Here is a 25,358-nt window from a genome sequence, read left to right on the forward strand (position 1 = left end):
GACGGGAGACGGTGAACGCAAAAGATAAAACCAAAACCTAGCAGCAGTCATCTGCTGACGTCTCCCGTCAAGCGTCTCCCAAGCGCCTCGATTAAAATCTATGATGCCGAGAAGTACGTAAAACCCATTTAACTCTCCACCTAGTTTCAGTGACAATTAAACTATGAAATTTTTAATTATTATTTTAGCGATCTTCTTTGTCGTCGCCTGTGCGGGAATAAAAGCGCGTTCCGGCGAAGCGTATTCATTAATCCAAAATGTAGTTTATAAAACTATCGACTCCCAGCCTTTAGCGGGGGATATGTACAGCCCTGAATCAACCGGTCTAAGGCCTGCGGTGGTGGTCGTTCATGGCGGCGGCTGGACTAATCGTAGTGGCGATATGGCCGGTATTAGTAAGCGGCTGGCCAAGGGCGGCTTTGTGGTGTTCAACATTACTTATCGCCTAGCTCCCCAAGATCGGCACCCAGCTCAAGTAGAGGACGTATCTGCGGCGCTAGAATGGCTTTACACGAATGCAGAAAAATATCAGATAGACCCCAAGCGTATTTCGGGTTGGGGCTACTCGGCGGGGGCTCATTTAATTCTGCTGGCGGGCTTAGATCGCCAGAGGCCACCCTATCTCAACAGTATAGTGGCTGGTGGCACGCCGGCAGACCTCACCGCGTGGCCCAACTCGCCACTTGTATTGAAATTAATAGGAAAGCCCTTGGTAGACGCGCGGGCAGAGTGGCAAGAGGCCTCGCCAGTCAATCATGTTACTCGCCAATCGCCGCCGGTATTCCTATATCATGGGCAGTGGGACGCACTTGTTGAACCTGAACAAATGGCAATGATGAAAGCAGCCTTAGACGCAAAAGGCGTTCTAGCTACGACTTATACCGTTAAATTTCTTGGTCATATTGCCACCTATGCATTGGCTTCTGAGGCCGAGCAGCGAGGTGTACAGTTCATATCTGAGCAATCCAAAGAAGAGTTTTGACAGCTGGGCTTAGAGCCCCTACTTGCTGTATGGCGAGTACTAATCACACTTCAAATATTTTTGATTAGGCTTCTGCGTCGTGCGTTCACCATGTAAGTATTTCGCACAATACATTCTTACAGATAGTTATGATAATAATAGGGAGCTAATTTGTACTGATGTTAAGTGGGCGCCATCCTCTAATTGTTGTGTAACGGGATAATGCCTCATAAAACAGGTACTAGAACCAAAAAGGTGGCAATTTAGTTGATATTATTGGAGTTAAGCCGGTACCTACTAAAACAACTGTTAGCTCGAGTCGCTGTGCTAGTGCTTTTCCTTTCTAGCTGCTTATTGCATGCTGATATAAATTCTAAGACAGTCAATGTTTGGGCATTGTCTATATATGGCGTTGAGATCACTCAAAATTATTTAAGGCCCTTTTTTGAAGATATGTTTCAAAGCTTGGGCAGTTCCTACAGTATTGCGTATGGTAACGATGTAAGTGTGCTCAAGTCAGGGTGTGATATTGAACGTAATGACCTTGTATTAGGCAGCTACAACCGTGACATGCAAAATTTTGAACATAGCTGCGGTTATCGGCTTATTGCCATGACCGATCAATCCATCAATATGTATGTGCGCTCAGGTACTAGCCTAAACGACGTTAAATCTTTGGCTCTTATTCAAGGTGTTAGAGCTGGCGATATTCCAATAGCTGATGATAAGTCTGTGGTGTATTACACAAATCATGTCTTGGCAATTCTTGCTTTATATCGCGGTGAGATAGACGGAGTTGTGAGTAGTGAGACTGGTGTTAAGCCACTATTGCCGTCTTTGGGTAAAAAAATAGAAATAGCGTACACGTTTAAAGAAAAAGGCCACGCAGTGGCGTTAATGTCGCCAAGCTATTTTGCTAGCGCTGAGGGTAAACGACTTCGCTCGCTACTACTCAGTAACCGCGAAAAAAGTGTCGAGGTATTTGTTGACGGCATGGGTTTGGGGCGGTGGCGCGAACCGTAAATTAAGCGCGGTATGCGGTGGGGAATTGCCTAGCCTAGCTTGTGTAAAAAAACTACGCTTTGCCTGTATAGTGCTCTTAGGTTTCAATGAAAATTTCTCAAATGAAAAGGGCAGAGGCTACGGAATGTGTGGTGTATTTGAACAGCATGGCTTAGCAATGCACCAATGGGCAGCTTTGTTGCGCGAATGGCCAGCTAATCAGGTAAGTAGAATAAATATCCGCCCGACAGACATGGCCGCAACGATTGATGCTCAAGGCTATACACTCCGCAAATGGTCGCTTATCCCACGCTGGTCAAAAGACCCAAAATTAAAGTTCGCGACGTTTAATGCGCGTTCTGAATCGCTTACTGAAAAGCCGAGCTTTCGCGACGCTTGGCGTCGATCCCAACGTTGTATCATCCCTGCCTCCGCTTACTTCGAATGGCCAGTGGTTGATGGCAAAAAGCAATGTCACCGCCTTGCTCGCCAAGATGGCAGCGCAATCCTCTTTGGCGGACTGTGGGAAACTTGGCAACAGGGCGAACTGGATCTCGACACTTTTACAATTATCACCACCGCTGCGGCAAGCGACATCGCTTGGGTGCATTCGCGAACCCCATTGCTAATAGACCCAGAATACATTGAACAGTGGTTACAGGGCTCAGCCGAAGTGGCTGGCCAATTGCTGGGGGCCAGAGGGACGTCGGCGTTACTGGCTAACGTAGTCACTAGCCCTAAAGAATGTTAATGCGCAGCGGTGTTGTTTTACGATCCGTTTGAGTGTTGCTGGTGGTGATGAGTCAAAATTTCATGCCGGTGCTTGGTGGCGATAATGGTTAACAGTACCGGCATTAATTTATTCCAATCAGTTCCCGTTACTTTAAAAAATCCATAGGTCGCCAGCACAAGCCAGCCTGGTGGGCCGATAAGCTGGGCGATTGTGGCCGATAAGCCGGTGTAGGCGGCGTAGGGCAAGGTGATACCTACCGCGTGAGTGGCAAAGCCGAGTGCCGTGGTGGCGCCGGCATACACCGCATAGCCAGATGCATTGGCCAGTGCTAATACACTCGCCGCCGTGCGCAGGCCGCCAATCTCGCGGCTTTTGATGCCTGCTGCATCCCACATGGGAGTCGCATTAAACTCTTCAGTAAAAAAGCGGTCTCTTTGCGGCGGGTTCATTTTTGCTAATGCGGCGACGATAACGGCCTGGGGGATGTAGCGCTCGTAGTCGTCTACAGATGTACAGTGCTTGTGGATGCCGAGCTTTTTCGCGGCGCCTGCCAATAACGCCTCGTAAGTCGGGCAGGGCATGTCTTTACTCGTGTCTTGCCGTATTACACGCTTGAAATTGCGTTTAATGCTGTGCCTAGTGCGGGAGTTGTAAAGCCAGCGTATTTGTTCGCTGATGACATCCGCAGTGGTGACGCCTTCGTCTAGGTCACAGAGAATAGCCAAAATAATTTTGTCGCGTTCGTCCCAGTCTGCGATTAAGCTCTTAAGCTCAGTTTGCTTTGTCACGTTTTTTCCGTTCCAACATAAGTTCGGCACGGGAGCGCAGCGGTGCGTTGTGGCGTAGGGCGTCGAAGCCGTCGTGCTGCTCCACTGGCTTGCTCGGCGTAGGTTTAACGGGTGAGCGCGGCGCCTTGCCCAAACGGTCTTTCTCGCCGCGGGCCGCGCTACCGGCTCTAATGATTTTGCGTTCTACAAACCACAGATAAGCAATGCCCGCCGTTAGCCAGCCCAGCCAACGGAAATAAAAGGCCAGTGGTGTTAAATCGAGTCTCTCCGTCGCTTTAAAAAATGCTACGGCTTCTGAATGAATTAAATTCACCGCTAAAACCATTAACACCGTAACAATTATACCGAGTGCGCGCTGCCTAATGTGGCGTCGCCATATCATATACAGCACGCCGCTGCGCAATAGAGGAATCAACATTAAAAGTTACCCAATGTTAGCGCGGCAATGAGTGCGGCAAGGCTGTAGTTCTTGAGCTTGCCCCGCAGTTTTACCTCTTCATCGTAGACCAGAATCTCAAGCTCTTCTGCACCTAATTCGCCTGGTGCAATGCCTTTTAGTGCCAGTTGTTTCTTGGCGTTGGCAATGGCGCCTTCACGAATACGCGCGCGGTATTTGGCAATGAGTTTTTCTTTGGCTTGGCTAATCATGGGCTTTTAGGTCTTACTCGTCTTTGCTAGTGTGTTCCTGCATTCTAGCTCGCTGACGTGGGCTTAGCGACCAGCAGTACGTAATGGGGGTTTGAAAGGGCTGGGTGCTGCTGTGGAAACCTATGCACGCTGAGTCTAAGTCTTGGTCTAGAGTGGTGAATATAAAAAGGCGAACTGAGCTCAGTTCGCCTTTTTTACTGCCTTTGCGCCATCGGCGACTGTCGGTAGTTCTGTCAGTCACTAAAAGTCATAAACGACACCGGCAAAGAAGTACGCGCCATTAAAGCCGAATGGGGCGGAGCGTCGCGAGTACTGGAATACCCCAGGTGAATCAACAAAGACATTGCCATTGCTGTCGGCGATAGTGCCAGCTCGGCTTTGCCCAATTCTGTTTTGGTCTGGTGTCTCGTCAAAAATATTGTTACCACCGAAGTTAAGCGTTACATCTTCTTGCAGGCGGTAACTTAAATTAACGTCGGTAAGCACCTTCGCGCCAAAGGTTTGCCGATTTGATGCGTTGTCGCAGGTCCCTTCGCACACGGTGTATTCACCATAGCGATTAAAGGCGAGTACTGCGGTGAAGCGCTCTAAGGAATAATTGAAGCTGAGGTTTATACGATCCTTTGGCTGCCACTCTTCAATAATCGATATATCCTGCGGACTAAATACATCTGAGGGGTCGAGCGTAGAAAGACCGCCGCCGGCAAATATCTCGGTTACGTCGGTTTCAGTAAAGTTGGCGGCAAATGAAATGGCTAAATCGCCAGCGCCGGCCGCCATGGTGTAAGTACTAACAATATCCACACCGCTGGTTTCAGTGTCGGCACCATTGAGGAAAAACTGCGCGCTGCTGGCACCCGCGGCGGCTAGCGCCGCAGTTAAGTTCTGATCGCCCAGCGACGAAGTTAAGCCACCGCTAAGTACGATCCGGTCTTTTATATCAATTTGGTAGGCATCAACAGTGATTGTCCAGCTGTCGATGGGCTCCAGCACAAAGCCTGCACTCAGGTTAACCGACTCTTCCTCTTTAAGCTCTGGAATACCAATGGCCTTGGCCACTGCACTGTCGTTACGAAAGGTGCCGCGCTCCTGCGCAGAGAGTCCGCCCATGCCGTCAGATACAAACTGAGTACTAATATTATTGAAGTACTGCTGCTGCATAGACGGCGCCCGAAAACCGGTACTTACGGCGCCCCTCACGCTCACCCTGTCGGTTACCCGAAAGCTGCTGGCGAGTTTAAAATTAAGGGTGCCACCAAAATCGGCGTAATCATCGTAGCGCAGCGCACCGCTGGCCAGCCACGCCTCAGAAATTTCGTATTCGGTATCGGCATACAATGACCATACGTCGCGGCTTTCATCTAGTTCATTGCCAGGCTGAAAGCCCGGAAAAACCTGTATGCCGGCAGCCGCATCGGCGGTGTACATAGACGCGCCGCTGGCATCGGTGTCGTAGTCATAATAAGAGTACTTATCACCGGCGGTAATCTCATAATCATCGCGGCGCAACTCGGCGCCCCAGGCTACGCTCCACGCTCCAAGTGATTGAGTGAAGTCGAGATTGATGGTTTGCAAGCCAAGGCTAAGCTCGCCAGCGTCGGCAGAGCGCGACGCCCGCGCGCGAATATCGGCATCGCTCAGGCCCTGCCCATAGCGCAAGTCATTAACGTAAGAGGCATTTACGGAGTTGCTAATAAAAAAGGCAAAGTCGTTCCAGCCTACGGTGTAAGACAGGTCCATTGTTAAGTCATCGGCAAATTCTTGGCGATAGCCTAGGCTTGCCGAAAAATCATCAATTTGGGTGTTAATCAGCGGGAGAAAGCCATTGGGTGCAAAGGCTTCGCCATCTGCTAGCGTAGGGTTGTTATCGGTTTGATTGGCGCGGCGATAGAAGCCCGCCGAGGTGCTTTCGCGGTCGGAATAGGTAACAAAGCCATAGAGTTCGCCGGACTCCAGCTGATAGGCGGAGTTAAGTATCACGGCTAATTGCTGCGACTCGGCATCACCAATTCTAAAATTCTGGCGTGGGAAGGTCGCTTCCCGTGGATCAGCGGCTTCGTCAATACCGTCTGGATCCGCACTGCCAGCGCCGTCATTTAAGGCATCGCAACCGGCTAAATACTGACATTGGCCACTGAGACCGGCGCGGTTGGTCGACGCGCGGTCACGAAAATTCAAGGTTGCATTTACAAAGCCGCGATCGCCCAGGGGAAAGCCTTTGGATAGGTCGATATTGTAGGTCTCGCCATCGCCCTCTGAGTACTCGCCATAAGAAACGCCAATTCGGCCCGCTTCGGGTTCATCGCTGAGTACAATATTGATTACACCGGCAATTGCGTCTGAGCCATACTGTGCGGCCGCGCCATCGCGCAGCACTTCAATCCGTTTTATGGCGGCGCCTGGCACTGCATTCATGTCGACACCAGAGGTGCCGCGCCCAACCGAGGTGTTAACGTGAATTAGGGCGCTGGTGTGTCGGCGCTTGCCGTTTATTAGCACTAGGGTTTGATCTGGCCCTAGGCCGCGTAATGTGGCGGGTCTAAGCGCATCGGTGCCGTCGCTGATCGACGAGCTGGAAAAGTTAAATGACGGCGCAACCGACTGGAGCATTCTGCCCACTTCAGTTTGGCCAGTTTGGCGAAGCGTGTCTGCGCCTAAAGAGTCTACCGGCACCGGCATGTCCACGGCGGTTCGCCCTGGTTTGCGAGACCCGAGTACCACCACCTCTTCTATCTCCAGCTTCTTTTCTGATGTGTTGCTTTGTGCGTAGATATCACTCGCCGTCAGTGATAACAGGCAGAGCCCAAGCGGCAGTTTTAGCTTTTCGACATAGGACATAGATGCATTCCCCATTATGATTATTATTTGAATTTGGCAAACAGAAGGCTTTGACTGCAAGCGCTCTCTATCGCCTTCTTCTCAATATAGGGCAGATTTCGGCATTCACAAGCCGGGTGTTGGTACTATTGTCATTTAGCTTGGCAGAGGAAGTGAGGGTAAAATCTCGGTTGTTGTGGGCTATTCGTTTCCGTGTTGGAACCACAAGCTGATGCCTGTCAGCTTGTAGATAATGAATTAATTGGGTCATTATCAATGGCCTGCACAGTCACTCATTTGCGTGATTGATCGGACAATTTCGCCGGATGCCGTCTATGTAACAGATAAAAAAATGCTTAACACCTTAGCGATTACTTTACGTAAATACATTGCGCGTATCGCTGGTGTGGCAAAGTCAGATTAGCTGGTTATTACTGTGGAGTTAGGTAAAAAGCGCAATCGGAATTCTAGTGGTAATAACCGCTCTTGGCGCATAGGTAAAGAGTACGTATGGCCGGAGGCTACAATTGCCGCTGTAAATTCAGCTTTTATTAGATGCGGGGCAAGGGGCGTGCTGTCTATATGGCGTTGTTAAGTATTAATGAAAAGTAGAAATTTATGGCTGCTCATTTGGAGCGCTATCATCAACGAGGCTCCAAATGAGTTGAGATTTAAAATCTACATATATGCCCGCTATTGTTAGGGTCTTATCGTCAGAATGTCAGTATACAGACGACTTAGTATGCCCTCGGCGGTATTACCAATCAGTTTTCCTTTAATTCCTTTGCGGCCAACGGTGCCGACAATTGTTAAGTCAGCTTTCAGGTCATTAGCAATGCTTGGTATGACCCGTTCGGGTTCGCCTTGTTTTATATGAACATTCTCTTTGTTCAAACCATGTTGCTCGCAGAACGCATCAATTACAGGCTGCAGACGCTTTCGTTTATCGGCGAGGTACTTCTTAGCGTTAATTAAATCGAGATCTATTAATGCTTGTGGTGCTGTAAGTGCAAATGCTAGGTGAATAACATCATTACCCAGCGGCCCAGCGAGGGACTTTGCGTTCTCAATAATTTTGCTGTTGAGTCGCTGTTTTGATTTTTCCTTGGTCGCAAAGTCTATGGTCGCGAGTAATCGAGATTTCTTTTTCCACGTTTTTCCGGCAGTGATCATCACCGGAGCATTGGCCTCGCGAATCAATTGCCAATCTGTTGAGGTATGGAACCACGACCCAGTTTTGTGGGCAGACTTTATAATTAAGTCTGTGCTATTGGCTTTTCCTCGGGCCACCAACTCGCTGGCAATGTCCTTGCTCCAGATAACTTCGGTGGTAATAAGCTCGGCGACTACCTCAAACTCGCTCACAATCGCACTCAATTCCTTATTGCGCTTCGCTATTAACAGCGCCTTTACCTTGTCGGCGTCATTATTGGAATCACTATCATTAACCGAGGCGTAGCAAAAACCGAGCAAGGTAATATGACAGCCGGTGCGGCTCTGAATCTGCAGAGCCCGTTTAAGCGCGGTATTTTTGCCGCCTTGAATGTCAGCTATTACAGTGAGGTTTTCCATTCTTCTACTTACTCCTAATGATTTTATTATGGCATTAAAGCTATATTATCTAGTCCATTATCGCGATGCCACTACATTCACAGCTCGCAGAGCGTTTAAGCTCGCGGCAGCACATTTTGTGCAACTGGCTAAAGTAACTGTAGTCCATTATCTGGTCTATCCGTATAAGCCGAGGCAAAATACCAAGGGTTGGGCTAATTTTCAGAAATAATAGCGTTCAAGCGCAAAGATCGGCCCTTTAACGCCTAAGCCGTTGTGCAGTGTGGGAGACAAATTTAACGGCTGATGATGACCGTGGTGGTGTATCTATTTTACTGAAATGCACTGCTCTAGTACGGAACGGCAGTGCTTGTCTATTCCATACTCCTTGGCTTGTGGAAAAACGCGGGTATAAATCAATGGAAATCCCCAAACTTTCCCGCGTTTTGAATTGCGGGCGTAAATGGCTGTGTGCCAGTTCTAAGCCATCTATCTCGTTACCAATTAAATATGTAGATTCAATACGTCGATTAAGCCAATCGCAATTAAATAGCCGGCAACAATATAGTTAAGCAAGCGCGGCCTGATCAAGATCGCAACGCCGGCGGCAATGGATATAATCGGAATGATGTCTAAGGTGATTGTCATTGTAAGTCCCGTGATGTTAGCGATTGCTTAAGAATTCGATATAGAACCGCTTGTTGAGTTCAAATCTAATTTTTCTCGAGCAAGATGTCCGCTACTAAAGTAGCACGTTCGTTGTATTTTATCGCTTGCTGTTCGGTGCTGTAATTAGCAATAAATACTCAATCAAGCCGCTAAGGATGCGTTATGAATAATTATAACTTTAATGATCAACAACTATCTTGGAACCAGCTTGCGGGTTTTGATCATCTTAACTACCTGATTCTCAATGTAGATCGAAAGCGACTTATTGTTGACGTGTTGTTTAAATTCTCGGCCAACCAGAAAATCGCGCTACATCGGCACGTTGCCTTGAATCATATGTTTGTTGTTCAAGGTGAACACCGAATTTATAGTGCAGATGGCCGCCTTACCGAAACTCGCCCGACTGGGCGTTACACGGTAAGCCCCGCCAGCGATGAGCCTCATCAGGAAGGGGGTGGCGATCAAGACGTCATTATATTGTTCAGCATACGAGGAACCAGCGGCACCATGTATGAAATACTGGACGCGCAACACAATATCATTGCTACGCTAGGTATAGATGAGTTTGAAAACTTGTACGCAGCGCAAGCCAAGTGAAATTCTGGCTGCTGCTAGCGCCCCGATTTTCTGCTGGGGCCGCTAACAGCGTTGTTTTAATTAGAGTTTAAATTTCAGCATCAGCTTATACATTTTGTCGAAAGTAGCGCCGTAGGGTGGTGCCATCATGAGCAGCGCACTCATTGGCCCCTGTTTAAAGATTGGCCGCATTTTTGAAAACTCAATAAAGCCCTCGTGGCCGTGGTAATGGCCCATGCCGCTATTACCTACACCACCAAATGGCATGTCGTGCTGCGCGACGTGCACAACGCTGTCATTGATGCACATGCCGCCAGACAGGGTGTTGTAGATGACCTGTTCTTGAACTGCCTTTTTGTTGCTGTATAAATAGAGTGCTAATGGGCGCTCGTTCGCGTTGATGTATTCAATTACCTCTTCGATCTTGTCGTAGGGCTTAATGGGCAGCAGCGGCCCAAAAATCTCGTCCTGCATAATCATCATGTCGGAATTAACATCGCACACTAGGTGAGGTGCTAGCTTGCGCAGGGCGTCGTTGTTGGTGGTGTGGTCTATCAGATTGACGGCGCGGGCACCTTTACTCGTGGCGTCTTCCAGGGTCTTATTCAGTCGCTGATAGGCCTTTTCGTCAATAATAGATGTGTAGTCGGCGCTGCTCAGGTTTGGGTAACGCTGCTTGACCACTGTTTTCGCGGCATCAATAAAGGCGCCAACCTTGTGGCGAGGAATAAACACATAGTCTGGCGCTACGCAGGTCTGCCCAGCGTTCAAAAACTTGCCGTACAAAAGGCGCTCGGCAGCCAGCTTAATATCAAAATCGTCGGCAACTATAGTGGGTGATTTACCGCCCAGTTCAAGGGTGACCGGCGTCAGGTATTTAGCGGCGGTTTCCATAACGGTTTTCGCAGTGGCTGCTGAGCCAGTGAAAACCAAGTGATCCCAGGGCAGGTGGGTAAACTCGTGGGCCGAAACTCCCGCCACAACCGCCAGCACGTTTTCGTCAAATTCGGCGCTAATTAATGTCTCCATTAGTCTCGCTAAGGTTTGCGAGTTCGACGCCATTTTAATAATGCAGCGATTTCCCGCGGCCAGCGCACTAATCGCAGGACTCAGCGCAAGGAACAGCGGGTAATTCCAAGGGGTAACAATACCGATAACGCCTTTAGGCTGCGGAATAACGGTATTTTTTGCGCCGAAGAACGCCAGTCCAACGTGACGCTTCTGGGGCTTCATCCATTTTTTTAGGCGCTTGCGCGTGTAATTACAGCCGCTGATCAGGCTAAAAATTTCTAGCACCTTAGACTCTTGACTGGGGCGGTTGCCAAAATCAATCGAAATCGCCTCGGCAATCGCGTCTTGATTTTTTTCCAGCAGTGCAGCGAGTCTATCGAGATGTTGAATTCGTTCCTGCACGCTTGGATAGGGGCTGCGCCGTGACGCCGCGCGCTGGGTATCGAAAACCTGTGCAATACGTGATTTTTGCTGGATAGGTTGAGCTTCCGCCAAGTTGTTCATTGTGCCCCCTATGCTGTAATTGTCTATATAGGTCAGCCGCTTTCGTAATGAGCGGCCTGCGTACTTTATTAGGTAACTTGCCATCCTATGCCGAATCGCTCAAATAATAAACGCATAGCGGGCATCCGGCGGCAGCGGTGGCGGGGCGGGCAAACGCGAGGCGGGAGTGGACCTTGGCTGAATGTGAGGCGTCTGCTTAGGGGAGCTTTAAAAATAGGCCCACTACATTTGGGCGCTTTTACTCCGGCCGCAAATGTCACGGGTTTTCACCAATAGCGGTGGGCGGTAAATGCATGCCTTCACTTTATTGATAATATATTGATGCTTAAGTAAAAAAGGCCGCTAATTAGCGGCCTTTTTTACTGTTTAGAATATTTTCTCTCTAGAGCGAACTGGCGATCGAGCGTTAAGTGACGAACTGTTTAGTCATGAACGGTGTAAGTTGACAGTTGACGTCTTGCTCCGTGCTAACAAAATCAATGAGTTAGCGGTTTATTGCCAAGCTAAAATCACTATTTATGACACTTGGAAAGCAATATATTTGCTAACATACTGTTAAATATAACTTTTTTCCAGTTCTAAAACTGGCTATGATCCGTCAGCTGCAAGCCCTATTGGCCCCCAGGGCATTAAACGAAAATGGGGAAACTGCTGAGCGGCGTCAAAGTAGTGGGTATATTTTATATCGAAAGTAGGCCTTTTATTGCAGAGTAATCTGAATCGCCGACTTTGCACTCTGCCGCGAAATTTTCCCACTGCTGAATGGCATCCATAATCTGTTCAGCTATGTTTTTTACCGTGGTTTTGTCTAAACCGAATACTTTTCCTTGCTTAATGATCTCGCTGGGTTTTGGCGGATAAGGCGAGAATTGATAACCAGCAATATGATATGCGCCGGTTGTTAGGCTGGGCACTAAGTCGTATGCGGGTGATAAGCGATAACCGCTGCCATCATTGATCATTGAAAAATTGCGCTCGTGATCGCCGGTATTATTGATCGCTCGATTAAACAGCATTTGTCGCAACAGCTGCTCGGCATCCTCGCGAAAATCGACACTGTGTGATTGCAGTAGCTTATGAACGTCGTCATAACGAAATACACCCGCGTCGTCCCGCTGGTAAGCGTCCTTACGTAAACCGTTTATAGAAATAAGATGGCGCCGATGTGATTCAGAAATATCAAAGCGTTGCAACAACAGCACATCACGGCCGGTTATATCCTCAACCAGTTCGCCGCCATGCACATTAATTCCCGCCGCTTTTGCCATCTTAAGACAGGCTAGCATATTGTCACGACTATTCTATAGTAGGAAAAGATCCAAATGTTTTGCTGCTGCCGTGCTGGGCGAAAGCGCTACCCGCTTATGTGTTGCTGTTGTGTCGAAAAGACTTAATGAACATAGCCAGCAAATCATTGGGTTTACTAAAGCCGTAGCCAGGCATTTGCTTTATGAGCTGCTTGAGTCGCTCTGGTCGGTCGAATAGCTCCTTGTATAAGTGAGCGCTCGATTTTTTAGTGGCTATCGCAGCCACGTCTCTACCAAGTTTTATAGCCGTTGCGAGTGATTCATCATGAGCCGCAGATTCCATGTCACCTTCTTCAAAAAGGGCGCTGTAAATTTCTGGGATTTTTCGATACGCGTCGAATATGTAATTTATATCGGCAGCATCCTTTTTCTGTTTTACGGGATCGCGCTCTAGCCACGCTATAAGTTTTAATAGCACAATCCCTGCGGGTGAGGCGACGGTAAGTATTATTTGGGGTTGCTCACTGATTTGTGCTCGTATTGCGTGCTGTTCGACCTGCTCAAATCCTAATACAGACATTACTATGTCGTTGTTTGGCGGCCAATGAATCTGGTTATTATTCGCGACCTCTCCGAAAGGAATAATATCGACTTCCCACGGCAGTCCGGTGTGGTCGTCGGAAACTAATCGGTGTGCTATTTGGCGGTCTTCTTTAAGTCCGGCCTGAATCAGCTCACCCTTTAAACGATGGAAATCGTCCCAGCTAGGTACGTTAATAGCGAAATCGACATCCCTAGTACCACGTTCAATTCTCGCGCCATAGCCGTGCACCAAAATCAAATCCCGCGCCATAGCGCCAACGACTAATAAAGGTATGCCGAGGCCGTCGGCAACACGGCAGATCGTCTGGTAAAGCTCTACCAAACCAGCCGGTAGCTTGCCGCTAATGTTAACGAATGTATTGATCACGTAGTTTCTGTGCCGTTTCTATATTTCGTGGCTCGTCGCTTGCGATGAGGTCCGCGTAAACCAGCACGGGGTGAGCCATATCACCGTGCGTCTTGTCTTCATAATTCCAGAACGGCTCGAAAAGGTCGATATTGATGTGTGGTGCTTCAAAAGCATGAATTCGGCGTAAACGAGCCTCTTTTAAAAAAGGATTCATCGCCCCCTTCGGGATATACAGGGTAGCGTCTTTCGGCGTCAGGTAGTGAGTATACTCAGCCGCCGCTATTTCGCCGCCCCACACTGCGCCATACTTTTGGGGATTTAGCGTCTGCCACCAATGATCATTGTCGGTCGTGAAGTTCCCTAAAAATTGCTTCGGCCGTAATTTCTGTGGGTAGGCTTCGGTCCACTCGTCTAAAAGTTGATTGTAATTTGGTAGCTGGCGTTGTTTGAGTTGCTTATTATCGTCTAGCAGACCTCGTTCCACCAAGTCGCGGATGACCATGCCGACGGCGCCAAGCGCCACGCCTGCCTGCTCTGCGATGTCGCGATAGGGCGCGTTAACTAACGCCTTATTGATGAGAAATGCATAGATGATTCTCATGCCGGTCGGCTGAAAAGCTTTTCCACTGGGCTTTTTATTTGTTGTTTGCGGTGCCGGCTTTTTGCCGTTAATAAAAACGTAAATAGGGGGCTGATTGAGATAGGCGTTGCCCGCAGTATCAAGAAACTGAACCTTCGCCTCTTTAAGCTTTTCGGCTTTACGGGGATCTATATAATCGGCAATGAGAACGCCGTTGCCAAGTTTAGCAATCTGCTGCATTTTTGCGACTAAATTGCCGGCGGCTGCGTTCGCAGCCCATTTTTTTACCTCAACCTTAAGCTTCTTACCTGTGTCCAGTAGGTGCAGTACGCCGTCGCCATCTTGATCTGTTACTGGTATTGGATCAAATGCTAGCCTAAGACCGGTTTCATTCTGAAACTGTTCAATGGCGATCTCGACTATGCGCTGTTCATCAAGTGCGTTATTCATTTCTGTTAACGTGGCTGAATACGATGTTCATTAATGTATCATGTTCACAATTTGTGAACAATAGCTCATATTGAACAAAGGGGGGTGCTGTTCATTTGCGGTGGCTGTTTGCGTGACGGGGCCCTAGATTCCTAGGGGCGTCGCGTTATTTTAAATCGCCTGTACGGCGACCGCTCACCGAGCTTTGCCATATCGCGGAGCATAATCACAGCGAGTGATTCTATCGGCTAATGGGGCAGGTGATGCCGAACTGGGAAAGTATAAAATATAGGTCGGATTGGATGGTGCATACTATTTTATTTTAGCAACCACGATAATCGGCCTTTTTAAAATAGGCCCCGCTCCGCGCAGTATCGAGCTGCGGGAAATGGTTTTCTAACTTGTAAGTTGCGACAAGTATTTCCGCGGTATCATTTTTTTTCAAGAAGTATAATGATTTAAGTACGTTGCGCGCGAAATTGGTCTTTTCTAACACATGGAAAAAATTGGCTCGAAATTCGTCTTGAGATCTCTTCAGGCATGCAATATTTTCCCGTAAATGCCCTTCGTAAATTCGAGAGTAATTTTCCGAAAAGTCGTATGTCGGGTCTAGGTAGAATAGAGCTTGGAGTCCAGCTAGAATATCCGGAGTTAGAATTGGTTCGATCTCTTGCCAAATAACTTTTTGATCTTCGGCATCTTTAATCCAAGCTGGAATCATGTCGTGGGCACTAATGTTTTTTTCAGCTATCTTTTTTGGCTTATCCTGGTGCGCTAATGGATGTATTTTTAGCCAATTTCGAAAGGTCTCCATTATATCCTGATCTTTGAGTCCAAGTAGTTGTGGTGATATTCCAATTAAGGGGGCAAATTCAAAGTGTAACTTAATTATATTGATGCTGGCTGAAAGCTCATTGCTTCCGATATTGAAGACCGATTTTATCTGCTCCCTTTGAGTGCTAAACAATGGGTCTTTCCATTGGTTGTGATGAGGTAGCATGCGGGCAATTAAGAATATTTTTTTTCTGGATAAGTTATTTGTAATCGTTTTTGTTCCATATTCTTCGCATAGATAGTCGTTTAGATGATGAAGTTCATCCAATATGGATTCCAGTGTGGAGAACCGTTGTTTTAAATTCACGAAATTAATAATCGCTACTTCAACTAGGTGTTTCTGGCTGGCAATGTCAGTCGGGTAGCGGAAGGTCTGGCCTGTGGGGTCGACTTGTGCAAAGTCATATATCATTGGTTGTAAACGGGCGTTGATGGCTACGTATCGATCGTCAATTGACTCCGATTTTGTCCGGAAAAAGTCCCATATATTTCCTATGTCATGTGACCCATTAGTGTCAAAGCTAAATTGAGTTCTCCTTAACTTTTCAATTAATGCTAGTTCTGATGTCGCTCCTTTTAAGCGAAGTTCAATTGAATGTCGCATGTTGAAGCAAACAGGATAGATGATTTCATCTACGGAATATTCTGAATTTTGATCGGTGAGTACAATGTCTATTAGGAGGTTGGCGGCTTGAGAGTACCCCTTTGCATACTCCCAGTAGCTGGGCTGGCCATTTTCTCCCACGCAAGCATTTGCCCATGTGGGGCTTCCGCCACAGAATGTCTTATTGTCTGTAGTCATTTCTGGACTGTGACGCCTCTTAATGTAATAAAAAAGCCGAAGCTAGATAGCTTCGGCTTAAGGTAGGTGTTCGTTGGGCTCAACTCTTTAGTGCCTCTGGTATTGCAATAAGCCACTTTGCTTCGCGCTATTTTTTCCTATCGGGTCTTTGGGTAAGCGCAGAGCCAGATGCGGATTTGGCCGCTTTACTTGCTCCCGGAGATCGTAGTGTTTTTGAGGCTGCTGTACTTGCTTTTGAGCTTGTAACTTTATTTGGGGCTTTTGTTTGGCTTAATGTAGACCCAGCCGCAGACTTTGCTGCTTTGGATGAGCTTGCGCTCCGCAGCACCGTGGAGGCTGCTGATGCAGCCTTTTTACTAGTGACTTCCTTTTTCGTCATTTTCTAATACTCCAATCAAGTGAAGAAAATGTATCTAGTCCGGTCTTAAAGTTTCGGCTTGTCCAGCCTCTAAATGTTTCTGATGTCGGTAATTGTCATTAGAGGCGATCCCGTATCCCCCGGTATACGGGCGTTTCAGTCGTCTGTGTCATTAGTGAAAATCTTGTTTTTTCGCTAGTGAAAATACTCATATAAAAATCAATAAGTTACGTGCGTGTCGTAAACGGCAAAAAAAGCCAATATCAGCCCAAAGCAATAACCAGAGTCTAATTGCGCGCTGGGTAATGTATGGTGCTTTCGATCTAGGGAGAACACTACCAATTCGGCAGTAACGTTGACTACAACTAATTATAGCCGCTAGACAAACTCAAAATCATTACATTTAAGGCCTGAATAGCTATACCCAACTGTGAATTCGGCTTCGTCTCCGCTTTCTAATAAAGAAAAATTATCTTCTCCAATATCGCTTTCGTGTAGCATTATTGGCAGTGAAAGTCGATTTATAGTAAAGAACCCGTAGGAAGCAGCGCGTTTGAGCATTCTGCCTCTTACGCGAACTGGTACCCCGTCTTTTGAGTAATGGTCTCTGATGGTGATTCTTGACGAATGTGAAACTCGCGCTCGTCGCAGTCCCGGAAATATTCCCTCAGCTTTTTGTATTAGTTTCTGATCGTTGGACTCTAATGCAAATCTTGCGAACCAGAATTGAGCTTCATGGTTTTGATCTCCTGGACTAAAAGATCTCTGAAAGAAATAGCACAGTTCTTCGTTGTCGGCATTTCCCGAATCCCTTAGGGTCTTAGCCAATGCGAAGTTTATTCGATGATCAGATCTGCGTTTTTCTTGAGCGCTTCTTAATATTTTCAGTGCAGAATCGTAATCGCCGCTGTCTTGGTAATGTTTTGCTAGCCGTATTGCAACGAATGGATCGCGATTGTCTTGCTCAAAAGCGCTTTTTAGGGCTCCGATCGCTCTTGGCTTATCTTTGAGGATTGAGGCGAAATGCGCCTCAAGTGTAAGTAGCCCGGCTTCAGAAGGAAACCTTCCCTTACTATCGCTTAATAATTTCTCGGCTTCCCTGATTGCATGATCAATTACTCTGTCAGGTATTTTGTCATCTGCTAGCAGATCTTCTAAATCATCTAGAGCTAGTTTTACTAAAACTGAATAGATTGCAGTAGTGTAACCATTTCTTTGGGCTAGGTTGGAGAGTATTGATCTGGCTTCCCTCCTGTATTTGGCTCGGAGAGCCAGGTCTGTGACGCTATCTGCCCACGAGCGCCACACGACGGCTGTGCTATGTAGAATAGAATTGTCATGCGGCGCTTTCGAACGGGCCTCTCCAAGGAGTTCTATTGCTTCGCGATGATTACCATTGTCTCTAATTCGCTCATAATTCGCCATCTGTTGAAGAATGTAGGGTTCCCTTCCAATCGTCTCTAAGGCCTGGTCGTAAATGCCTTTAATGTCACCGTAGTCACTGAATAGCTCGATAAGACTTTTTGCTCTTATCAGCAAACGCAGAGATTGCTTATCGGTTTCAAATGCTACATTTAAAGCGCCGATGAGTCTAATGTACTCATGATAACGGTCTAGTTGATTTTTAAATGCGGAGTTAAAGACGATTTCAGCGATTTCAGGATGGCGCGCAAAGTAGTGGACGTCGTGGTCTGTTTTTCCCGATGAGAGTACGACGTTCTGGAGGGGGAGGAAAAAGTCATTTTGGAATTTTTCAAAAGTTATGCCTGCGATTCTTGATATAAGTCCTGCACGTACGGGGACGCGAAGTCGATTTAATACACATATTGTGCGATAGAGCAGTTTTGCGTCGCTTGGTTCAAGTGACTCGTATTCGTCTTGAATTATGTCCTCAAAGCGTTTTCCTAGTGTAACTTCATGAAGAGCTACTAATAGCTGTCTACCAAACGCTTCCGAGAATTTTTGTTCTCTTTCGGCTTGCGAAAGAGGCTTTAGTGCTGGGCCGAGGCAATCGTATTTTTCGAGCAGTAAAACTAGGTCTCTTATTTCTCGTTTTCCTAGGTATGGAAGTGTGAATTCATCTGTTAAGAATGGTTCAAGAAGTTCTTCGCATTTAGTGTGCCACTCAGCATATCTTTCCGCAGATACAATTGTTACTGGGATCTCCGAAGAGCGTAATTTCCTAATTAAGTTTGATATCGCTATTGCATTGTCAGAGGCATTATCCCAAAAGATAAATATTCGTTCGCGAGTTCTTTTGTAAAGAATACTTAGGATTTCAAAATTTACGTTGCCGGAAGAGCTGATATATATGCAGAGGCGACCACTTGTTATTGCTGCGTCATAGCTCAAGCGTCGGAGGAGTATTGTTTTTCCTGAACCGGCTTCGCCTTTGATTAAGTAAAAGTTTACTAACCCGAGGCGATCTTCCTCTGTCGACTCAATAATTTCTGAAAGAAGCTTTTTCCCTAGAGTTCTTTTAACATCGAGTTCGTTGGCGATAGGAAACCAATCTAGGCCTGCACCACTATAAAAAGTTGAAGGTTCTCCGGCGCCTGTATCCATTGATGGATGAATATATTCAGCATCGTTTTCGAAAAACGTTAGGATTTCTGCGTCTGGTTCAGTGCGCTCGACAAATTTTGATTGAATCGCATGCTCTCGAGGAGGGATGATCATCGACAAGCTTCGTTCTGTTTTTGATACTCTGTTATCTAAAGCATTAATGAACTCGGCGAGACCACAGTTAATCACCGTCACTCTTTTGGATGCCCAAAAGTCAATCTCAGGTTGTTTTGATCCGGGTTTGACAAGATAGTATCGTGGTCTTCCATGAAGGCATTCTTTGTCCACCATTGTAATTATTTGACGGATGTTGGCGTCCTTTAAGCTATGCCCTACGAATACCATTGTATTCTCAAATGCCACTTGATATAGGTAGTTAAACAACCCTTTTCTTTTGTCCATATAGTCATTGTACTGTTCAACTGTAAGGATCAGCGGAAGGTCTTTGTCGCGATGCCTTGTTATACATCCGTGTAATTTTATTAGTGGAACATGTAGTTCGGTACGACTGCTTTCATCAATGCCGTCGTTTTGGGAGATTATGGGCCGGCACTCCTGTAGTCGAGCGGGCTGCGCCTTATAGCTATCCTCGATCAGAAGGTCATAATTTGTAGTGAATAAAGCTCTCCATTTAAATAATGGTATTTTTTTGTGAAAATCAGCCGGCTTAATTCCGATAAACTGATCGGCTACAAACTGTTGGAATTGGATTAATCCAGCTTGAGATATCGCCAGCTCAGAAACAAATTGAAGACTTTCCTCTTTGTATTCACCGCCTAAAAATTGAGCGCATATAATGCTCTTTAGGTCGTCTCCAAGTAGTAATTTTTTATCTGAGGGGAATTCGGCCCCGAATAATGCTCCAGACCCAAAAAGAAGTGCTACTCGTCCACGCTTTATCTCTTGAACTAAGTGATCATGTTGCACTAGCGGCATTCTTTGACCTCATCCTAAGGTTGATAATTTCGTATTACGATTAACTTGATTTTATTTGCGAAACGGGCCCTATTGTTGCGAAAGAGTTGTAGGGCGCTGTTCCGTGATTATGACTATTTTCTTTAATTTTTAGTTTAAAAGACTTCTATTCGAAAGTGGCTTTATTTTGTAACTACATGACTATTTATAAGTAAAAGACCACTTTAGGTGGCCTTTTTGACGATCTTGGAATATTCTCTCTATCGTGAACTGGGGCACCTTAACGCTATAGTATTTAGATTCTTGAAGATTGTCTCCGAGGAATAAGCATTCTCGCAAGAACTCGTTTCCCCACTTATCAGTTTTACTTCTTTGTGGACTTACTAGGTTTTAAGCTAGGAGTATTTCCTGGAGTGGTTTTGTTGTCGCGTCGACGTTGATCGGGTTTTCCAGTCGATTTGGCTGTTGGTTTCGGGCCGGGTTTAAGTGCCATAATGCTTTTCCTTTAACGTTTAATGGTAAGTCGAACATACATCATGTTGTTGACACTGGTTTGTCTGTTCATTAGATAGTAATAGGCTGGTATTCACATGCACCTATCTATTCGGTATATGTACTTTGTTCGGCTTATTACCAATCAGCCGACAACCATCATTTCTTTCATGTGATAGCTCTATATTTCTGGGTACTCAAGAAAAGCACTGCAATACTTTAAGTCTCTCATTGCAATGCTATATCCAGAGCTTAAAATCAATTCTCTCGCTTTTGTCTAACCCCTTGCGGGATCATCACTAGTGACAAAATGTCGTTCTCTAGTGAGAATTGCCGGATGTCACTTGTACCTACCAAGTCAACGCCCCACCAGTCTGATACTCAATAACCCGCGTCTCAAAGAAGTTTTTCTCTTTACGCAAGTCCATGATTTCGCTCATCCATGGGAATGGGTTTTGCGCGCCGGGGAATTGTTCTTTTAAGCCGAGCTGGCTTAGGCGGCGGTTGGCGATGAATTGGAGGTATTCTTCCATCATGCCGGAGTTCATGCCGAGTACGCCGCGGGGCATTGAGTCTTTGGCGTATTCGATTTCGAGCTGCATGCCTTCAACGATCATTTGGGTCACTTCGCCTTGGAATTTTTCGCTCCATAGGTGTGGGTTTTCCAGTTTGATTTGGTTGATCATGTCGATGCCGAAGTTCAGGTGCATAGACTCGTCGCGGAGTATGTACTGGAACTGTTCGGCGATGCCGGTCATTTTGTTGCGGCGGCCCATAGACAGAATTTGGGTGAAGCCGCAGTAGAAGAAGATGCCTTCGGTGACGGCGTAGAAGCCAATCAGGTTGCGGAGCAGTTCCTGGTCGGTTTCTGGGGTGCCGGTGTGGAAGGTGGGGTCGCCCAATGCGTGGGTGTGCTGCAGGCTCCACGCCGCTTTTTTGGCGATGGAGGGCAGTTCGCGATACATATTGAACACTTCGGCTTCGTCCATGCCCAGCGACTCTACGCAGTACTGGTAGGCGTGGGTGTGAATGGCTTCTTCAAAGGCTTGGCGCAGCAAGTATTGGCGGCACTCTGGGTTGGTGATGTGACGGTATACCGCCAGTACCAAGTTGTTGGCAACCAAGGAATCGGCCGTTGAGAAGTAACCCAGTGAGCGCATGATGATGCGGCGCTCGTCGTCGGTAAGGCCTTCTGGATTTTTCCACATGGCGATGTCGGCGGTCATGTTTACTTCTTGGGGCATCCAGTGGTTGGCGCAGCCGTCGAGGTATTTCTGCCATGCCCAGTCGTACTTAAAGGGTACGAGCTGGTTGAGGTCGAGATGGCAGTTGATGATGCGCTTGTCTTCTACCCGCAAACGGGCCGCGCCCATTTCCAGTTCTTCTAAACCGGCGGCTACGTCTAGGCTTTCGAGAGCAGCGTTGGCTTTGTCGAGAATAGCTTGGTCGACAGCAGCGGCGCTGTCTTCGCTATTCATGGTGTTCAGTGCAGCCGATACCACAGGCTCCGCTGTTTTAGGGGCTTGGGGTTTGGCAGCTGGCGCTTTGGCAGGTGCTTCTTCTTTATCGAACTCATCCCAACTTAACATTTTATAACCTCAATATTCTTTTATATGTGTTTTTCGTCAGACGCCTGACGTCGGACGTCAGACGAAGGGGCTCTTTCGAACCCCGCCGCTTTACTGGCAGGCTTCGCAGTCTGGATCGTCCAGTGAGCAGGCCAGTGGTACGGGCGCGGCCTGCGGCGCTGCTGCAGACGCGGTGGCGGCAGGTTTGGGTGCAGCCGATTGTGACGAGACCTTGTTCATTGAGCCTTGAGAAACGGTGGATTTCTCGGTGGAGCTCGCAGCCAATGCGCGGAGGTAGTAAGTGGTTTTAAGGCCACGGTACCACGCCATGCGGTAGGTGATGTCGAGCTTTTTGCCGTTGGCGCCAGCGATGTACAGGTTCAGTGACTGCGCCTGATCTAACCACTTTTGACGGCGGCTCGCGGCGTCTACCAACCAGCGCGGCTCTACTTCAAACGCGGTGGCGTACAGGGCTTTTAGGTCGTCTGGGATACGGTCAATTTTGCTTACTGAACCTTCGTAGTACTTAAGGTCGTTAACCATGACCGCGTCCCACAAACCGCGCGCTTTCAGGTCTTTAACCAGGTAGGGGTTCACTACGGTGAACTCGCCAGACAGGTTCGATTTAACGTACAGGTTTTGGTAAGTCGGTTCGATCGACTGCGACACGCCAGTGATGTTAGCAATGGTGGCGGTTGGTGCAATCGCCATTACGTTTGAGTTACGCATGCCTTGGGTTTTAACAACTTCGCGCAGGCTGGCCCAGTCTAGTGTTTGGCTGCGGTCGACTTCGATGTAGTCGGCGCCGCGCTCTTGCACGAGAATTTCTACTGAGTCGATGGGTAGAATGCCACGGCTCCACAGCGAGCCTTCGTAGCTCTGGTAGCTGCCACGCTCGGCGGCCAAATCGCTAGACGCTTTAATCGCGTAGTAGCTGATGGCTTCCATAGAGCGGTCGGCAAATTCCACTGCCTCGTCAGAGGAGTAGGGAATGTGCTGCTTGTACAGCGCGTCTTGGAAACCCATCAAACCCAGACCAACAGGGCGGTGTTTGAAGTTGGAGTTTTTAGCCTGTGGCACGCTGTAGTAGTTGATGTCGATCACGTTGTCGAGCATGCGTACTGCCGTCTTAACGGTTTTTTCAACTTTGGCTAGGTCTAGGCCGTTGTCGCCAATGTGCTGGGCAAGGTTAACCGAGCCAAGGTTGCATACCGCGATCTCATCTTTACTGGTGTTCAGGGTGATTTCTGTACACAGGTTGGACGAGTGCACCACGCCAACGTGCTGCTGTGGGCTGCGCAGATTGCATGGGTCTTTAAAGGTGATCCATGGGTGGCCAGTTTCAAACAGCATAGACAGAATTTTGCGCCACAAGTCAGCAGCTTTAACGCGCTTGTAGAGTTTGATCTCGCCTTTGCGGGTCAGTTCTTCGTAGTGCTCAAAGCGTTCTTCGAAGGCCTTGCCGTAGAGGTCGTGCAGATCCGGTACATTGTTGGGCGAGAACAAGGTCCAGTCGCCGTCTTGGAAAACCCGCTTCATGAACAAGTCAGGAATCCAGTTGGCGGTGTTCATGTCGTGGGTGCGGCGGCGGTCATCACCGGTGTTTTTACGCAGCTCGAGGAATTCCTCAATGTCGATGTGCCAGCTTTCTAAATAAGCACAGACCGCGCCCTTGCGCTTGCCGCCTTGGTTTACAGCAACAGCGGTGTCGTTAACCACTTTTAGGAAGGGTACAACGCCTTGTGATTTGCCGTTGGTGCCTTTGATGTAAGCGCCGAGGCCGCGAACTGGGGTCCAGTCGTTGCCCAAGCCGCCAGCAAATTTAGACAGCATCGCGTTGTCTTGAATCGCGCCGTAAATGCCGTGCAGATCGTCGGGCACAGTGGTCAAGTAGCAAGATGACAGCTGTGGGCGCAGGGTGCCGGCATTGAATAAGGTTGGCGTAGAGCTCATGTAGTCGAATGAGCTGAGCAGGTCGTAGAACTCAATGGCGCGGGCATTGCGGTCTTCTTCATTCATAGCGAGGCCCATGGCAACACGCATAAAGAAGATCTGTGGCAATTCAATACGCACTTCGTTGCTGTGAATAAAGTAGCGGTCGTACAGGGTCTGCAAGCCAAGATAATGGAACTGCATGTCGCGCTCGGGCTTGATCGCCTCGCCCAGTGCCGCTACGTCGTATTCGGTTTGCAGGCGTGGGTCGAGCAGTTCCAGCTCGGCGCCTTTGGCTAAATACACCGGCAGGGCCTGCGGATAGTAAATAGTCATGTCGTGCTGGGTCGCGCTCTGGGCAACGCCTAAAAAGGTCAGGGCCTCGGCGCGCAGTTTGTCGAGCAGCAGGCGGGCGGTAACCAAGCTGTAATTGTGTTCTTTCTCAACCATGGCGCGAGCGGTAATGACCAGTGAGGTGTTGACCTCTTCCTGGGGTACGCCGTTGTACAAACTCTTAAGGGCTTCGTCTTGTACTTCTTGGGCAGAGACATCGCTCAGGCCTTCGCAGGCTTCCTGTACGATAAATTCTAAGCGGCCTACATCCAGTGGCGACTCGGTGCCATCTGGGTGCTTAACGCGAATGCTGGGGTGTACTTTTTCGCCAAGCGGTGCCAATTGGCTGCGCTCTTCGGCGCGGGCGGCGCGATACAGCACGTAGCCACGAGCAATTTTGTGCTCGCCGCTGCGCATTAGGGCCAGTTCAACTTGGTCTTGAATTTCTTCAATATGAATAGTGCCGCCAGATGGCATGCGGCGCTTAAACGTAGCGCTGACTTGTTCGGTCAGTTTGGCAACGGTCTCATGAATGCGGGTAGACGCAGCAGCGTTGCCACCCTCTACCGCTAAAAAGGCCTTGGTAATGGCAACGCTGATTTTGTCGTCGGTATAGCTAACCACTGAGCCATTGCGTTTAATTACGCGCAATTGGCCTGGTGCGGTGGCTTTGAGTTCGGCGTCGCTGGCGTGTTGCAGTGGGGCGCCCGTGGCGCTGCTGCTGGTGTCTTGTTGGGTTTGCATGATATCTCCGGCCCTTGCTTAAATGTCGTAAAACCGCTCTGAGTCAGTCTTATTTTGCCTCGTGAATTCCCAGTGCGGGAAGCGAGGGCTTGATGTGATACCCAAATAACACGACCTCAGAAATGTATTCCGAAAGTGTGAATAATTGTTATAAGGCTTGGGTGAAAAACGCTATATATAGGGTTCGCTAAAAGCTGGGATACAAGATAATGCGGTTTGCATGTTTTCGCAAGTGCAAGATACTGTGTGCCTTCTGTGGATAAAGTGTGGGTAAGTGGTGGGTAAAAAATGTCAATTAAGCGAGTGCCCGCGTTGTGGGCTTTTCAGCGCGATGTTGCGGGAGTGAA

Annotated in this window: 20 protein-coding genes; 5 read left to right on the plus strand and 15 right to left on the minus strand. The window is 48.0% G+C overall.

The genetic code is table 11. The features are described 5' to 3' along the window. Nucleotides 1-163 precede the first annotated feature (163 nt). The 3 genes from P1U47_RS06790 to P1U47_RS06800 all read left to right on the plus strand — a co-directional run bounded on the left by P1U47_RS06790 (nucleotide 164) and on the right by P1U47_RS06800 (nucleotide 2,714). On the plus strand, nucleotides 164-982 hold the full coding sequence (locus tag P1U47_RS06790) for an alpha/beta hydrolase (RefSeq protein WP_301027913.1): 819 nt from the start codon (nucleotides 164-166) through the stop codon (nucleotides 980-982). Between the two features lie 432 nt (nucleotides 983-1,414). Then, complete coding sequence (locus tag P1U47_RS06795; protein ID WP_301027914.1) at nucleotides 1,415-1,984, plus strand: hypothetical protein; 570 nt, start codon at nucleotides 1,415-1,417, stop codon at nucleotides 1,982-1,984. Between the two features lie 124 nt (nucleotides 1,985-2,108). After that, the gene (locus tag P1U47_RS06800; protein WP_301027915.1) at nucleotides 2,109-2,714 is read left to right on the plus strand and encodes an SOS response-associated peptidase; all 606 of its coding nucleotides are present in this window, start codon (nucleotides 2,109-2,111) and stop codon (nucleotides 2,712-2,714) included. Nucleotides 2,715-2,731: 17 nt separating this feature from the next. On the opposite strand, the gene P1U47_RS06805 is transcribed toward P1U47_RS06800, so the two are convergent. The 7 genes from P1U47_RS06805 to P1U47_RS06835 form a co-directional block, all read right to left on the minus strand. Then, nucleotides 2,732-3,484 carry a hypothetical protein gene (locus P1U47_RS06805; RefSeq protein ID WP_301027916.1) on the minus strand — a complete coding sequence of 251 codons (753 nt, stop codon included), beginning with the start codon at nucleotides 3,482-3,484 and terminating at the stop codon, nucleotides 2,732-2,734. Further along, complete coding sequence (locus tag P1U47_RS06810; RefSeq protein WP_301027917.1) at nucleotides 3,468-3,902, minus strand: hypothetical protein; 435 nt, start codon at nucleotides 3,900-3,902, stop codon at nucleotides 3,468-3,470. Before P1U47_RS06810 ends, P1U47_RS06805 begins: the two co-directional genes overlap by 17 nt. Continuing rightward, a complete protein-coding gene (locus P1U47_RS06815) occupies nucleotides 3,902-4,132 on the minus strand; it encodes a hypothetical protein (RefSeq protein WP_301027918.1) in 231 nt (76 codons plus the stop codon). Before P1U47_RS06815 ends, P1U47_RS06810 begins: the two co-directional genes overlap by 1 nt. Nucleotides 4,133-4,145: 13 nt before the next feature. After that, nucleotides 4,146-4,373 carry a hypothetical protein gene (locus P1U47_RS06820; RefSeq protein WP_301027919.1) on the minus strand — a complete coding sequence of 76 codons (228 nt, stop codon included), beginning with the start codon at nucleotides 4,371-4,373 and terminating at the stop codon, nucleotides 4,146-4,148. After that, the gene (locus P1U47_RS06825; RefSeq protein WP_301027920.1) at nucleotides 4,373-6,970 is read right to left on the minus strand and encodes a TonB-dependent receptor; all 2,598 of its coding nucleotides are present in this window, start codon (nucleotides 6,968-6,970) and stop codon (nucleotides 4,373-4,375) included. Before P1U47_RS06825 ends, P1U47_RS06820 begins: the two co-directional genes overlap by 1 nt. Before the next feature lie 678 nt (nucleotides 6,971-7,648). Next, nucleotides 7,649-8,521, minus strand: a complete 873-nt coding sequence (locus tag P1U47_RS06830) for a universal stress protein (RefSeq protein WP_301027921.1) — start codon at nucleotides 8,519-8,521, stop codon at nucleotides 7,649-7,651. Nucleotides 8,522-9,004: 483 nt separating this feature from the next. Beyond that, nucleotides 9,005-9,148 carry a DUF3096 domain-containing protein gene (locus tag P1U47_RS06835; protein ID WP_301027922.1) on the minus strand — a complete coding sequence of 48 codons (144 nt, stop codon included), beginning with the start codon at nucleotides 9,146-9,148 and terminating at the stop codon, nucleotides 9,005-9,007. Nucleotides 9,149-9,331: 183 nt separating this feature from the next. On the opposite strand from P1U47_RS06835, the gene P1U47_RS06840 reads away from it, so the two are divergent. After that, a complete protein-coding gene (locus tag P1U47_RS06840; protein ID WP_301027924.1) occupies nucleotides 9,332-9,766 on the plus strand; it encodes a hypothetical protein in 435 nt (144 codons plus the stop codon). A gap of 60 nt (nucleotides 9,767-9,826) precedes the next feature. Here P1U47_RS06840 and P1U47_RS06845 read toward each other — a convergent pair whose 3' ends face one another. From P1U47_RS06845 to P1U47_RS06865, 5 genes are all read right to left on the minus strand, one after another. After that, nucleotides 9,827-11,260: a coniferyl aldehyde dehydrogenase gene (locus P1U47_RS06845; RefSeq protein WP_301027925.1), complete on the minus strand. Its 1,434-nt coding sequence runs from the start codon at nucleotides 11,258-11,260 to the stop codon at nucleotides 9,827-9,829. Nucleotides 11,261-11,940: 680 nt separating this feature from the next. Then, the gene (locus P1U47_RS06850) at nucleotides 11,941-12,546 is read right to left on the minus strand and encodes a HipA domain-containing protein (RefSeq protein ID WP_301027926.1); all 606 of its coding nucleotides are present in this window, start codon (nucleotides 12,544-12,546) and stop codon (nucleotides 11,941-11,943) included. 76 nt (nucleotides 12,547-12,622) lie between these two features. Further along, entirely contained in the window at nucleotides 12,623-13,477 is an 855-nt protein-coding gene (locus P1U47_RS06855; RefSeq protein ID WP_301027927.1) for a nucleotidyl transferase AbiEii/AbiGii toxin family protein, read from the minus strand. Beyond that, on the minus strand, nucleotides 13,458-14,489 hold the full coding sequence (locus P1U47_RS06860) for a type IV toxin-antitoxin system AbiEi family antitoxin (RefSeq protein WP_301027928.1): 1,032 nt from the start codon (nucleotides 14,487-14,489) through the stop codon (nucleotides 13,458-13,460). The genes P1U47_RS06855 and P1U47_RS06860 overlap by 20 nt, the downstream gene beginning before the upstream one ends. A 301-nt stretch (nucleotides 14,490-14,790) precedes the next feature. Next, nucleotides 14,791-16,104 (minus strand): hypothetical protein, encoded by a 1,314-nt coding sequence (locus P1U47_RS06865; RefSeq protein WP_301027929.1) that lies wholly within the window; start codon nucleotides 16,102-16,104, stop codon nucleotides 14,791-14,793. 176 nt (nucleotides 16,105-16,280) lie between these two features. On the opposite strand from P1U47_RS06865, the gene P1U47_RS06870 reads away from it, so the two are divergent. Next, entirely contained in the window at nucleotides 16,281-16,490 is a 210-nt protein-coding gene (locus tag P1U47_RS06870) for a hypothetical protein (protein WP_301027930.1), read from the plus strand. A 350-nt stretch (nucleotides 16,491-16,840) separates the two neighbouring features. On the opposite strand, the gene P1U47_RS06875 is transcribed toward P1U47_RS06870, so the two are convergent. The 3 genes from P1U47_RS06875 to P1U47_RS06885 form a co-directional block, all read right to left on the minus strand. Then, a complete protein-coding gene (locus P1U47_RS06875; RefSeq protein WP_301027931.1) occupies nucleotides 16,841-19,954 on the minus strand; it encodes an SIR2 family protein in 3,114 nt (1,037 codons plus the stop codon). Between the two features lie 830 nt (nucleotides 19,955-20,784). Beyond that, nucleotides 20,785-22,023 (minus strand): ribonucleotide-diphosphate reductase subunit beta, encoded by a 1,239-nt coding sequence (locus P1U47_RS06880; RefSeq protein ID WP_301027932.1) that lies wholly within the window; start codon nucleotides 22,021-22,023, stop codon nucleotides 20,785-20,787. Between the two features lie 90 nt (nucleotides 22,024-22,113). Further along, nucleotides 22,114-25,011, minus strand: coding sequence for a ribonucleoside-diphosphate reductase subunit alpha (locus P1U47_RS06885; RefSeq protein ID WP_301027933.1), 2,898 nt, complete (start codon nucleotides 25,009-25,011; stop codon nucleotides 22,114-22,116). Between the last annotated feature and the right edge of the window lie 347 nt (nucleotides 25,012-25,358).

This window comes from Zhongshania sp., from assembly GCF_029212375.1.
GTDB lineage: Bacteria > Pseudomonadota > Gammaproteobacteria > Pseudomonadales > Spongiibacteraceae > Spongiibacter.